This is a genomic window from Acinetobacter sp. YH12235 (genome assembly GCF_013417705.1).
Taxonomy (GTDB): domain Bacteria; phylum Pseudomonadota; class Gammaproteobacteria; order Pseudomonadales; family Moraxellaceae; genus Acinetobacter.
Genome location: NZ_VPDL01000044.1, coordinates 1 through 11,444 on the forward strand (window position 1 = coordinate 1; position 11,444 = coordinate 11,444).

The window sequence follows — 11,444 nt, forward strand, 5'->3', positions numbered from 1 at the left end:
AAAGCACGTAGTGTTCATGGATTTCTAGGAGGGATTTACGCGTCCTTGTGTGCATATCAACTGATCCATAAAAATAAGCCAACAATTCAAATTATGAAGTCATCGGCTTAAGCAGGATTCGGGTTAAAATATGGAAAATATGTTTTTGTGAATTATAATCAAATAGGTTCATTAAAATATGACATTAATCACATAAAATGCATTATTATATTTATGTAAGCATGAAAAATATTAGAACAAAAGTATACAAACAATTAATCAAGTTAACGCAATAAAACAGATTTCTATTCAAAAGGTGAAGTTAATAATGAATATAAAAAATGCTCCTAAACATAGAAGCATTTTATTTTTAATGAAAATAAAAAATTATTTTAAATAGTCTAATAAATGACTAAAGTTCTCAATCGTATATTTAGGCTGTGCCTGCTGTAATTCAATTTCTGAACCATAGCCGTATTTGACTGCAATCGACTCAATCCCATTATGGCGGGCACCAAAAATATCATGCTCACGGTCCCCCACCATAATGCATTGATCAGCCTGTATGCCTTGTTGTTCCAGGATATACTGAATCAGTTCCCCTTTATTGGTCCGATCACCATTCAGCTCACTGCCATAAATCTCAGTAAAATACTGGGCCAGATTAAAATGTTCCAGAATCTGTTTGGCATAAACGGTTGGTTTTGCTGTTGCGAGAAACAGGCGATAACCACGGCGTTTAAGTTCCGCCAGAGTTTCAGCTACGCCTTCAAAGACGTGATTTTCATATAAGCCAGTCACTGCAAAACGCTCACGATATGCCATTAGTGCCTGTTCAGCCAGGGTATCATCCGCATCTACATTCAGAATTTTGGCTAGCGAAGCTTTTAGAGGAGGCCCGATAATCCAGTCAATATTCGTGTCTTCACTGATCGGATGACCCACCTTTTCCAGACCATAGCGGGCAGAAGTCGTAATCCCCACTTTTGGATCAGTTAATGTACCATCCAAGTCAATTAAAATATTCTGAATCACACCTTGTCCCCTATGTTTGCAGCCGACATCAATTCATATCGTGAGTATAGCCAGATTTGTCTACCCTAAAGCAATTATTAGGCCATAAAAACAAGCCAAGAATGCCCATTTTCAGGGTAATCAACTCTATATTTTGATCAGATAAAACATACGAAATTTTGCCTGACAGACCGTTCTTGCAAGTGATAGAAATTAATATCGAGAGTTTGAATAAATTTGCCTATACTAAGGCAATTTTAGTGAATGAAGGACATCATTTTGCGACCTACCGTACTTTGCTTTTCAGGTTTAGATCCTTCAGGTGGAGCAGGCCTTCAAGCAGATATTGAAGCCATCGGTCAAAGTGGTGCTCATGCTGCAATAGCCTGTACAGCCCTGACTATCCAGAACTCACAACAGGTCTTTGGTTTTGAAGCAACTTCAAAGGAATTACTGCTGGCTCAGGCCAATGCTGTGGTAAAGGATCTGCCGATTCGTTGTGTTAAATCAGGCATGCTGGGAACGACTGAAAATATTGAAGCACTGGCAGAATTTCTAACTGCGCATCCGGACTATCAGTATGTACTGGATCCAGTGCTGGTAGCCAATAGTGGTGGCTCACTCGGCAATCAAGCCACACTGGTCAAAGCGTTTAAACAACTGATTCCGCTAGCCACGATTTTAACTCCAAATACAGTCGAGTTGCGCGCTCTGACAGGTGAGCAGGATTTAGATCAAGCCACGCAGAAACTGTTCGAAATGGGTGCCCACGCGATTCTTGTTAAAGGTGGCCACGAAGATACTCCCGACTATATCCAGAACCGTCTATATATTCAGGGTGAATTGATCAACGAAACCCGTTGTCCGCGCCTGGAAGGTGAATATCATGGCTCAGGCTGTTCACTGGCGAGTTTCATTGCCGGACGTCTAGCCTTGGGTGAACAGTTGAAAACAGCCGTACAACATGCAGAAACCTGGTTATTTGGTGTATTAAAAAATGCGGAAATTCCGGTACCGAATGGTCAGCGCATTCCAAAACGCTTTTAATCTTCCCTAAATAAAAAAGCCTGAACGATTCAGGCTTTTTTATGGCGATTTTTTTCAAGAATGGACAAATAGATGTGATGATCTTGTTTCAATGAAATTTAAAACTTTTGCCTTAACCTGCCAGTTTCACAGGGCGCAGTTTTTCAGTCTTCTCCTGAACAGGGACAGAAATATGTTGATAATGCAATTGCCACTGATCTTGCTGCTTGCTCAAGACCATGCTGAAGCGGCACCATTGCAAAGGGAAATATCGTTCCATCGCCGCATAAGCAATCCGGACATAACCATATACGAAAGCCATGTCATTATTGACCTGAATGGTGACCTCCTTCCGTTCAACGCGCATACCATTGTTGCGCATATATGGTCGGTACTGTTGCCATGCAGCCTGATAAGCCTCGATCCCTTTCAGTTCGGAGCTAATATCAATCAGACAGACATCTGGTCGGCAAAGTTGACGAATTTCGCTGAATTCAAGTGAACAAATAGCTTGATCCCATTTTTGTAAAAATGTCCTGACTTCCTGAGCCAGACATTCTTCCCCTATTATTTTCATTGAATACCTCTCTATAAGGTTTTATTCAGACTTGAAAACCGAGATTTCAAGCATCTCATTATTTTCAGTCTTTCTTGTTTTTCATTATTTTTAATTATGTAAATGGGTCCTAGTTTTACCCATCCCCCCATATATCAGGTCAAAAGTGTGACCTAATACCTAAAATTACACTATTTTTTAATTATAGGCAAAATTTTCTGATCAACTGCAATAATCAGGTGAATTTTGACTGATTATTTAAATTTTCATGCTCTAGTTTTATTTATCGTTCTTTATATTTCAAAATCGCTTTGATACTTCTCAATTTTTTATTAAGTTCTGATGTATTCAAGATAAAGAGAGAAACTAAGAAAACTTCATTTCCTAGTCCTCACTTCAATCTAAAAAAAATCAAATAATAGCTTTAGTATAAGTCTCTTTGTCCATTTCCAGAATTTCAACACAGAGCTGAATCTTTAACCCCGGCTGCGAGACAATGTGCTGCTGCATGACCTGAAGTACCAGCTTGGAAATTGCCTGGCGGATGTCCAGACTACGACCAGTCAGGAGAGAAACTTTAGCATGTACATAAGCCTGATCTGTCTCCTGCTCTAGTCCAATCACAAAATCCTGCTGTACAATCGCCCTACTTTTTAAATCATTCGGGTCATTAATATAACCGGCGTTAAATAAGGCCTGGTGAATTGCCAACATTAAAGGTCGGGTTTCAAGCTGCTGAATATTATCTGAATATTCAAGATGAAGATGAGGCATAAAGCATAGATCCAGGCATGATATGGCAATCAGAAGAGATTGATCTTCGAGTTTGAGGAAGAAGCATAGACCTTCAAACCCGAAGACCGAAAGCACTCATTCGTATAAGAACGTATCAGGCTTTTTTCACATATTCAGATTTGAGCTTCATGGCGCCAATGCCATCAATTTTACAGTCAATATCATGTCCATCAGTTGCATCGGGTAATAGACGAATATTTTTGACCTTAGTCCCGACTTTAACCACTGAAGAAGATCCTTTAATTTTAAGATCCTTAATCACTGTAACTGTATCACCATCAGCCAGCAGATTGCCATGCGCATCCTTGATGACCACGGTTTCCTCAGTTGCTTCCCCTTCTTTCCACTCATATCCACATTCTGGGCAGATTAACAAGTCACCATCTTCATAAGTATATTCAGACTGGCATTTTGGGCATTGTGGTAGAGCCATAGCAACCTCAACAAAATAAAAAAATAAAAGAAAAAACAAAAAATTAAAGCTGAACTATAGCATCTTTGGGTGGGTTCATGCTCAAGCTTTAAAAGGATCTCCCGCTCGACTTAATTAACTGAACTTAACCATCTAAAATATGTGGATTGACCAGCCAGGACAAAAGCTGCAATGACTCCTGCCAGCTTAAGTGACATGCAGATGGTGGTACCAGATCCGGATAACCCACCTGAATAATATGCAGGCTGGTGCCTACAGACACTTTTTCAAAGATGAGCGTGACTTCAATTTCACCTTTGACCTCAGGTGTAGAAAAGCAATCGGTATAGCGCAGTAACTGGTTAGGAATAACTTCATGATAGGTGCCATGTAAATGATGCTGGGTACCAGTGGCAAAATTGGTCAAGGTGATTTTATAGCTGCCTCCCGGTTTGACTTCGGCATGCTCAACTCTGGCAGTAAAGCCATGCGGTGCCAGCCATTTTGCGATGGCATCTGGATGAATAAAGGCCCGGTACACCCGTTCCGGTGGCGCACTGAATACGCGATGCATTTTTAGGGTATAACTCATTTCAGCCTACCTTTTTTTCTTGTTCTTACTGAAAGATTATTTTTATTTATTATTCGGACGGATCATCCCGATCTCGTCGGCCTCAGTATTTAAATAACTGCCCAACATACTGTACGGCCTAAATATAATTGTTATCTATCTATTTTATAGGATGTATAACAAAAAACTACAGTTGACCCGACCAATACCGCAGGCCATAAAAAACCCGGCTTAACCGGGCTTAAATAAGGAAATTTTGATTAGCTGCTACGAAGTTTGCTTTCGCCCTCTTCTGAGTCGCCCTCATCATCATAGACATAGGCCATACAGCCCCAGCCGTCATATTCACCCTGAAATTCAGCGGCAATTCTGGTAAACCATTGTTCTAAGTCGACAATATTTTCATAGGTAGGTTGCATATAGACATGAATGGTAATTGTCCACTCCAGCGTATCGCTCTCCTCATCCTGATATAGGCTTATCTTTTGTTCTTCTTTAAGCAGATGCAATGCACAGCGGTCAGCCTGTTCTTCACTATTAAAGGCTATCGAGAATTCAATTTCATGGTCGTCCTGCAGATCATCACCATCCTGATACATTTGCCACAGTACATGACCATTTTCATCGTCAGGGAATTTGTCATAATCGCGTGCCATAGAGATATCCTTATTATGATGTTTTATTATTCGATTCAGCTTAACTTATTTTATTTGAATTATCGAGTACAGAATATGAAAAAAAATTAACTTTCTCTAAATAAACAACTGAATTTTATCAATATAAATTTAAGAATTTGAGAAAAAAAGCTGCATTTTCATCTAATTAAAAATACCTGCATATCAATCTGCAGATTAAAAAATTTCATCGGTTGATCTGTCTTTTTTAATTGTAGTTAGGAAGCGATCACTGCAGATGGCTCAGACACTTGATTCTGTTGAAGCTCAAGTAAAACGGCGGCGAATTTAAGCTCTTCCAGACGTAAGTTCAGATAAGACTCCTGAATCATGGCCTGGCTCAAGCTTTGTCCTTTATAGTTCATCAGGCGATAATCATCTTTTAAGGATTGCAGCATTTCACCCAGATTATGAGTATTTAACTGGGACAAATAGAATTCTGCCCTGCTATTAAATGCCAGACTCAAAATCTCGATGGTGCTCTTGCGACGATCCTCATCGACATAATTACAGCTGGCCACCTGCTGCTGTTCTTTGGCCTGCTCAATCTGTGTTCTGATAGTCAGTAAATGCCGGGCTGCATCAGTATCGTTGTAGCCACTAATGAGCTGATCCAGAAGCTGCGTGACCGGCAGATCAAAACCATGTTGATAGCCCTTGATCTTATGCTCGAGAGCTTCAACTACTTCTTGCAGTCGCTGTTGTTCTTTAGCCTGCTGATAATAAGCCTGTAAAGCTTTTCGAGCCTGTCGCTCAATATCAGCTTCGGCCTGAGTCTGTAAATTCTGTAAATACGCTTTGACCTGAGCGATATAGGCTTTGAGATCATCCAGCATGATGGAAGCATCAAGCTTGGTTACTTCTACGAAATTTTCGGCCTGCAAGCTGCGGTTAATAATGTATTGTTCGATGTCACAGATATCCTGATATTGTTTATATTTATTCAGTTCAGTTCTGGCACTTCCCAGTTGCATCCGTAGCTGGGTCATTTCATAATTTAATTCATCAACTTGTGTTTCATAATCAGCCAATTTACTGCGTGAATGATCCAGATTTTCCTGTAAGGACTGAATATTGTTTCTTGATAATTTCAGGCTATTGAATACCCATAGTAATACAATGATTAAAACACTTGCGAGAACAAAGAGCACGCCACTTAGCATCATCCTGTCCCTTACCCCTTGCACCATATATAGGCACTAAAAAATTAAAAATTTATGATGTTTTAAAGTTATTCTGCATAATTTAATGATGAGAATCAAAGATAAAAAATGACCATAAACATTTAATATAATTGATCTTTTAAATGATTTTTCACCTATAAAACCTTAATATTTTTATGCCTATCAATTTACTTAAAATGAATCTGTTGGTGATAATCAATTAAAGGGGTTTTTATTTTTATATCGAATGTTATAAGAACAAACCCCTGAGAGACTGCAAATCTTGATAAAAACTGAATAAAAATAGATAGATCAAACAGTTAAACTAAAGATAAAGTGATAAAGTCCCTTAAATGATTCCTGAAATTTTTCCGGGTACACTTTTTTAATTTCAAAAAATCATTACTTGATAAGACATGATTCAGAACATAATTTTTCTAGAAAACTGCTTAAATTCAACTCCATAATTTTCCGATGACTGAAATAAATTCTGACATTTCTGTTGCAGCTTACTAAAATTTAAATATTTATCAGAATCCATATTCATTTTTTGAATGCTTAAATTTTACTAAAATGGTGCAGGTGCAAGAATTTCAACTTTATGACCACTCAAGGGTTGAGTAAAAGTCAGTTCACTGGCATGCAAGGCCATGCGATTAAGAGGACTACGCGTTGGTTCCGGATGATAGATTTTATCGCCCGTAATCGGATGACCGATATGCAGCATGTGGACTCTGAGCTGATGTGAACGCCCGGTAATTGGCGTTAGTAATACCCGGCTGATGTCTTGCTCAGGCAGATATCCCAGCCGTTGATAGAGTGTTTTGGCAGCTTTACCCAGTTCAAAATGCACCATTTGCCGAGGGCGATTTTCCCAGTCAGTAATCAAAGGTACATCGACACTGCCCTCGGCCTGAATTTCTCCCTGTACCAGCGCAATATAGTGTTTGCTGACTGTACGTGCCTGAAACATTTTGCTGACCGCCACTTCAGCATCGCGATGTTTGGCAAACATCAGGATACCAGACGTGGCCATATCCAGACGATGGGTAATTTTGGCATTCGGATAACGCTCTAGTACCCGTAGATAAGCACTGTCATGATGCTCAGGCAAACGTCCCGGAACAGACAACAAACCGGCCGGCTTCTCAATGACAACCAGATCATCATCTTCATACAGAATATGCAATGGGTCTTGAGGCGGCGCGTAGACAAAGTTGTCGTTAATAGGCATGTGCTGTAAGCATTCAGGAGAAAACGCGCAAAATAACAATGTCAGGGAATACTGTCAATCCAGCCCTGTTACAGGATCAGTGCCTGACTAAGCTTTGGACGCTGCACTGATGGGAGATACTGAATGACCCGACTGATACTGGGTTTTCAGTCTGTCGAGATCTTCATTTAAAAATGCCATAAGATATTGCTGAACCTGTGACATAGTCAGATTGCGAAATGACACATAGTCTTTGTTTTTCAGGCTAAACAGTCCCAGAATTTTATGTTGAGCTTCGACTTCAATATCACTTTCCAGCCTGAACTCAAGCTGACCTGACGGCGCCAGTTCATTCAGTGTGATCTGAATCGACTGTTCAGCATCGGAGTCTGTTACGGTAAAAGTGGTAATGGCGGCTTGCATCTGTAATTGTAAAACCCGTAACTGTTGCCAGTTAATGGACTTGAAAGTAGAGAGAATTTCTTCTGCCGATAAGCTGCCTAGCTGCTCTGCTTCGTCTTCTTCTTGATGCGGATAACTGATTTCTAATTCATATTTTTTCATGGGACGTGCCCCTTTCTTATATGCAAAATTATCATAGCATTCTGTTTTATTTTTCAAGGATATAATTTGTGAGCAAATATTAAACATATTATACTTTAAATTATTTATATCAAATACTTATAAACAACCAGCGACATTAGAGTAGTATTTAAACATAAAATAGTCGAAAGCTATAGGCTGTAAATAAAATAGATTAGATATGTGATTAAAATAGTATTTATTTGAATCTCAAATGAATTTACAGCTATTTAGGAAGAATATAAGTGACTGGGTAGGGAAGGTGTTCAACAGTTTGGAGGAGAAGATTGTTTTTATGAGAGGAGAAAATTTTGAGGGTGTTGGGAAAACATCTTGATGGTTTACTTCAACTATCACTCTTTGTAAGAAATGATCTTATAGCCTATAAACTTTTGGTCTATAGCGTCCTAAGCCGAATCGAGACCTTTTGGGTTCGTACTGCACTCGCGTTTTGCGCCACTCACAGCATGCTACTCTTTTCGATCCCATCACACCCTTGAGATCTATAGTAGCCAAGCTGCGGCAAAATTAATTTCCTAAGATTTTTTAATTTTCCCGATTTTTGAAAATATTTTTCTTTAAATATATTTGAAGAAGAATTTTTTACCTTTCACCTCAAAATAAAGATCTTTTATTGCAGAAAGAGCAGAATTACTGGAATTTATCTTCATGTAAAACCTCATTCTGCTCTAAATTTTTTAGACCCCTCTATTCAGCTTTCCAGCCATTTAATCAGCCAGATAATAATCCACTGTAGAAACCACACGAACTTTCTTTAGATAAGGCGTATTGCTGTCACGGTCCTCAATGCTAAACAAACCTTGATTGGCAGTTTTGATTTTCCCGAGACGGCTTTGAGAATCCGCGGCAAACTTTTCTGCCACACTGCGGGCATTTTGCGTGGCTTCTTCAATCATGGCTGGTTTGATGTCATTCAATTTGGTAAAGATATATTCCGTTCTTTGCCCGGAATCATCACCACCAAAAGCAATGCCCTTTTTACCCAGAGCGACCAGACGGGTTTGCGCTGCACGGACTGCATCAATATTGTGGGTATAAACCGTAATGGTCTGATGCGCGGTATAACGTAAGGCAACATTGGCATCACCGCCGTATTGCTGGGCATATTTATCTGTAGTGACTGGAGAACCGGTGGTAATTTCTTCTGCCTTAAAACCCTCACCTTTTAAGAAAGCCTGAATTTGCTGGGTTTGCAGCTCCATGGTGTCATACAGTTCGGTCAGATCCTGACTGCCGCCACTAAAACGGATCGGCCAGACGGCGACATCGGCTTTCACTTCACGTTCAGACAGCCCTTTTACGGAAACAATCCGCTCATACTGTTTAATCTTGACCGCACTATTGCCCAAAATGAATCCGGCGATAATCATTCCCAAGCCGATCAAAGCCCCTAAAATCAAGGCAGGTTTAAACTGATTCATTGATCCGAACTCCTTTTCCATATTGTTATCCTGTTTCGAGCATTATAAGCCTTAAACTGCTCTGTGTAATGCTGATGCGACTATCAGTTTTATTTATTCCTGGAACTTTGGAAAGTTTTATCTCCTAACTTTTCCCCATCAAATATAGGGTAATTAGCGGAACCAGATTGAACAGGAATATCCCGACTTTATAAATGGCCATGCCGCTATAGTGAATGGCATCAAAAGTTGGATCTGAGAGCTGAAACCATTGACCATGCAATCGTTTCACCCAGTCTCGTGCAGACAATCAGCAAAAACCAGAGCATTAAAATGCTGTAATTCAAAGCCAATGTATAAAGTAAAAACCGACACCAGAAATCGAGATTCATAGTGATTCCCTGCCTGTAGAGCCATCTATCCTTAAGTTAACAGATTGATCAAATGTTCAGGAACTGCTGATTTGTATCTGTGATCTAAAGGGAAATGGTTTAAATATTTTCAGCTAAAAGTTTCAGTTCTCACTTCCAGCGATCACTTTTTAGCGTACAAACAGATGACGGGTATGATGATTGATATAGGCATTTAAGCCATCACCATACTGGGCCAGCTGTTTCATATTTTCCACATGCTGATAGCCCGTACTGCTATAACTATAGGTATACACTTTCGAAGTTTTCTTAAATTGAACCCGAATAAACTCATTGCCAATCTCATAATTGGCCACACCCGAGTCATGATTGAGATCAAGATAATGTTGCAATTGAGCAGCCCTAAACATGATAAATCTATAGTTTTATATGGGGTCAAATTGATCATTTTTCAAACAGGATAAATGATAAAACCCACTGTATAGCGGGTTTTAAATGACGACCAATATGTCTATAAATCTCATTCTGTACAGCACTTATGACAGCCCTCTACTTTCTCCCTCGGCCAGTTCATTCTTGCGCGTTTATAAGCCAGATCATAATTAGCAAAATATCCAATCAGAATCTGGTTATCAAATTCTGGCAGGTCTTCACAGCCTCGTGTTGCGTTATGAATATAGTGCACGCCTTGGGCAGACTCTTGTTCATCTACAATAAATTTAATCATTTATAGTTCCCCTAATATTGTTTTTATAAAGTTCAACCACAAATAAAACCATACAAAAATTATGCCTTTTATAATCCCATAATAAAATTATGTCTTTTTTGAATAAAAATCAAGCAATTTAATGAACAAGATGAGGGCCTTTCTTTAAGCAAATATTTCATTAAGAATGAGTGATAAATATTTATTTATCTGATTCTTATAAGGCGGAATTTTCTAGCTTGTTTTTCTTTTTTAGACGTATCCAGCGAATTGCCATGATGGCTAGCATTACAACCAGCAAGGCAGCTAGCACTGGCAAAAGCAATGACAGAATGGATAACAGAATAGCCCCGATCCACTCTCCGGTTGAGAGTACGGGATTCGCAACACCGCCTGTAGTGGCAGTTGATAGTCCACGTGCTGCAACACTGCTCAGTTGCACGGCCCCTGCTGTTCCGCCACCGACAATAATCGCTGCGGCCCAAGCTGCAAACTGGGACATTTCTCCACTGCTGGCAGCCATCGTGGTCAGAGTTCCGGCCAGTATGGCAGCAGGCGTTGCAATTGTATCGATGGCATTGTCCACCCAGGGAATATAATACGCAGCGATTTCACAGAGGGTCGCGATGGCTAAAGCCAGGCAGACTGCCGGCATGGCCAGCCATTCAAAACCGGTCATCGGTTCAAACCAGCCCATCAATGCGGCAATACTCATTATCAGCAAAGGCACAAAAACACGGAAACCAGAGGCTGCACTCAAGCCGATACCGATACATAAACCGAGGATTGTTTCCATGCTGCTTGCCCTTGAGATTTAAGCCATTTTTATAATGTAAAGGCTCTAGACTAGCAGATTTACACTTAATTTTACCTAATGAGGTTCCACAGCTCAGTTGCTAACTCATTAGGTTCCCTCATCCAACGCCATTCAGTTTCTTTAAGATGATAATCAAAGTACTCT

Annotated in this window: 14 protein-coding genes and 3 pseudogenes; 2 read left to right on the forward strand and 15 right to left on the reverse strand. The window is 39.8% G+C overall.

The window, feature by feature from the left end; genetic code table 11:
- Positions 1 to 111 (forward strand): annotated as a pseudogene (locus FTV13_RS14930) (IS982 family transposase); the annotation flags it as partial.
- Positions 112 to 366: 255 nt separating this feature from the next.
- Here FTV13_RS14930 and FTV13_RS14935 read toward each other — a convergent pair.
- A complete protein-coding gene (locus FTV13_RS14935; RefSeq protein WP_180004020.1) occupies positions 367 to 1,014 on the reverse strand; it encodes an HAD family hydrolase in 648 nt (215 codons plus the stop codon).
- Between the two features lie 258 nt (positions 1,015 to 1,272).
- Between FTV13_RS14935 and FTV13_RS14940 the strand changes: the two genes are divergently transcribed.
- Positions 1,273 to 2,040 (forward strand): hydroxymethylpyrimidine/phosphomethylpyrimidine kinase, encoded by a 768-nt coding sequence (locus tag FTV13_RS14940; protein WP_180012494.1) that lies wholly within the window; start codon positions 1,273 to 1,275, stop codon positions 2,038 to 2,040.
- A gap of 112 nt (positions 2,041 to 2,152) precedes the next feature.
- Here FTV13_RS14940 and FTV13_RS14945 read toward each other — a convergent pair whose 3' ends face one another.
- The 14 genes and pseudogenes from FTV13_RS14945 to FTV13_RS15010 all read right to left on the reverse strand — a co-directional run.
- On the reverse strand, positions 2,153 to 2,596 hold the full coding sequence (locus FTV13_RS14945; protein ID WP_159123697.1) for a nuclear transport factor 2 family protein: 444 nt from the start codon (positions 2,594 to 2,596) through the stop codon (positions 2,153 to 2,155).
- Positions 2,597 to 2,986: 390 nt separating this feature from the next.
- The gene (locus FTV13_RS14950; protein ID WP_004785128.1) at positions 2,987 to 3,349 is read right to left on the reverse strand and encodes a 5-carboxymethyl-2-hydroxymuconate Delta-isomerase; all 363 of its coding nucleotides are present in this window, start codon (positions 3,347 to 3,349) and stop codon (positions 2,987 to 2,989) included.
- Positions 3,350 to 3,464: 115 nt separating this feature from the next.
- Positions 3,465 to 3,803 (reverse strand): zinc ribbon domain-containing protein YjdM, encoded by a 339-nt coding sequence (locus tag FTV13_RS14955; RefSeq protein ID WP_034705280.1) that lies wholly within the window; start codon positions 3,801 to 3,803, stop codon positions 3,465 to 3,467.
- 124 nt (positions 3,804 to 3,927) lie between these two features.
- Positions 3,928 to 4,374 carry an SRPBCC domain-containing protein gene (locus tag FTV13_RS14960; RefSeq protein ID WP_004785131.1) on the reverse strand — a complete coding sequence of 149 codons (447 nt, stop codon included), beginning with the start codon at positions 4,372 to 4,374 and terminating at the stop codon, positions 3,928 to 3,930.
- Positions 4,375 to 4,613: 239 nt separating this feature from the next.
- The gene (locus FTV13_RS14965; RefSeq protein WP_180012490.1) at positions 4,614 to 5,009 is read right to left on the reverse strand and encodes a ribonuclease E inhibitor RraB; all 396 of its coding nucleotides are present in this window, start codon (positions 5,007 to 5,009) and stop codon (positions 4,614 to 4,616) included.
- Between the two features lie 236 nt (positions 5,010 to 5,245).
- Positions 5,246 to 6,190 carry a hypothetical protein gene (locus FTV13_RS14970; protein ID WP_180012492.1) on the reverse strand — a complete coding sequence of 315 codons (945 nt, stop codon included), beginning with the start codon at positions 6,188 to 6,190 and terminating at the stop codon, positions 5,246 to 5,248.
- 568 nt (positions 6,191 to 6,758) lie between these two features.
- On the reverse strand, positions 6,759 to 7,424 hold the full coding sequence (locus FTV13_RS14975; RefSeq protein WP_179993180.1) for a pseudouridine synthase: 666 nt from the start codon (positions 7,422 to 7,424) through the stop codon (positions 6,759 to 6,761).
- Positions 7,425 to 7,511: 87 nt separating this feature from the next.
- On the reverse strand, positions 7,512 to 7,967 hold the full coding sequence (locus FTV13_RS14980) for a hypothetical protein (RefSeq protein WP_004785138.1): 456 nt from the start codon (positions 7,965 to 7,967) through the stop codon (positions 7,512 to 7,514).
- Between the two features lie 746 nt (positions 7,968 to 8,713).
- Positions 8,714 to 9,427, reverse strand: a complete 714-nt coding sequence (locus FTV13_RS14985; RefSeq protein ID WP_005237113.1) for an SIMPL domain-containing protein — start codon at positions 9,425 to 9,427, stop codon at positions 8,714 to 8,716.
- A gap of 124 nt (positions 9,428 to 9,551) precedes the next feature.
- A pseudogene (locus FTV13_RS14990) lies at positions 9,552 to 9,798 on the reverse strand (DUF6868 family protein).
- Positions 9,799 to 9,947: 149 nt separating this feature from the next.
- Positions 9,948 to 10,169, reverse strand: a complete 222-nt coding sequence (locus FTV13_RS14995) for a hypothetical protein (protein ID WP_159123700.1) — start codon at positions 10,167 to 10,169, stop codon at positions 9,948 to 9,950.
- Positions 10,170 to 10,297: 128 nt separating this feature from the next.
- A complete protein-coding gene (locus tag FTV13_RS15000) occupies positions 10,298 to 10,504 on the reverse strand; it encodes a hypothetical protein (protein ID WP_005237115.1) in 207 nt (68 codons plus the stop codon).
- A gap of 196 nt (positions 10,505 to 10,700) precedes the next feature.
- Positions 10,701 to 11,279 carry a DUF4126 domain-containing protein gene (locus FTV13_RS15005; RefSeq protein WP_159123693.1) on the reverse strand — a complete coding sequence of 193 codons (579 nt, stop codon included), beginning with the start codon at positions 11,277 to 11,279 and terminating at the stop codon, positions 10,701 to 10,703.
- Positions 11,280 to 11,350: 71 nt separating this feature from the next.
- Positions 11,351 to 11,444 (reverse strand): annotated as a pseudogene (locus FTV13_RS15010) (IS1595 family transposase); the annotation flags it as partial.

Bases quoted from the DNA above. Each gene is read 5' to 3' on its own strand.
- FTV13_RS14970 (WP_180012492.1), bottom strand. From the start codon at position 6,190: ATGCTAAGTGGCGTGCTCTTTGTTCTCGCAAGTGTTTTAATCATTGTA.
- FTV13_RS14965 (WP_180012490.1), bottom strand. From the start codon at position 5,009: ATGGCACGCGATTATGACAAATTCCCTGACGATGAAAATGGTCATGTA.
- FTV13_RS14985 (WP_005237113.1), bottom strand. From the start codon at position 9,427: ATGAATCAGTTTAAACCTGCCTTGATTTTAGGGGCTTTGATCGGCTTG.
- FTV13_RS14945 (WP_159123697.1), bottom strand. From the start codon at position 2,596: ATGAAAATAATAGGGGAAGAATGTCTGGCTCAGGAAGTCAGGACATTT.
- FTV13_RS14955 (WP_034705280.1), bottom strand. From the start codon at position 3,803: ATGGCTCTACCACAATGCCCAAAATGCCAGTCTGAATATACTTATGAA.
- FTV13_RS14960 (WP_004785131.1), bottom strand. From the start codon at position 4,374: ATGAGTTATACCCTAAAAATGCATCGCGTATTCAGTGCGCCACCGGAA.
- FTV13_RS14975 (WP_179993180.1), bottom strand. From the start codon at position 7,424: ATGCCTATTAACGACAACTTTGTCTACGCGCCGCCTCAAGACCCATTG.
- FTV13_RS14980 (WP_004785138.1), bottom strand. From the start codon at position 7,967: ATGAAAAAATATGAATTAGAAATCAGTTATCCGCATCAAGAAGAAGAC.
- FTV13_RS14950 (WP_004785128.1), bottom strand. From the start codon at position 3,349: ATGCCTCATCTTCATCTTGAATATTCAGATAATATTCAGCAGCTTGAA.
- FTV13_RS15000 (WP_005237115.1), bottom strand. From the start codon at position 10,504: ATGATTAAATTTATTGTAGATGAACAAGAGTCTGCCCAAGGCGTGCAC.
- FTV13_RS15005 (WP_159123693.1), bottom strand. From the start codon at position 11,279: ATGGAAACAATCCTCGGTTTATGTATCGGTATCGGCTTGAGTGCAGCC.